The sequence below is a fragment of the Gilvimarinus sp. 1_MG-2023 genome, assembly GCF_030548285.1.
Genome location: NZ_JAUOSC010001008.1, coordinates 1 through 272, shown reverse-complemented (window position 1 = coordinate 272; position 272 = coordinate 1). Strand labels below are relative to the sequence as shown.

1 protein-coding gene is annotated in these 272 nt (G+C 57.4%); it reads left to right on the top strand.

Annotation, left to right across the window (positions count from 1 at the left end; translation table 11 throughout):
• Positions 1–11: 11 nt before the first annotated feature.
• On the top strand, positions 12–272 hold a 261-nt coding region (locus Q4563_RS19925; protein WP_303605750.1), incomplete at its 3' end, for a sensor histidine kinase.

Sequence of the window (272 nt, the reverse complement as noted above, 5' to 3'; positions counted from 1 at the left end):
CGGCAGCCCAGTTGAAAGATGTTTTTCATGAGTTTGAGCAGGTCCATGCCCGTGAGGATACCCGCGCCGGAGGCATTGGCCTGGGGTTGGCGATTGTCAAACGTTTGGTTGTCTGGATGGGAGGCACGGTGGATGTCAGCTCAACCCCGAATCTGGGCAGTGTATTCCGTTTTACTGTGCCGCTACGTTCCTTCGAAATGATCCGGCAGGCCACACCGCCACCCTTGCAATTCCGCCGCGTGATTCTGGTTACCGGCAACGAGGCGTTGCAG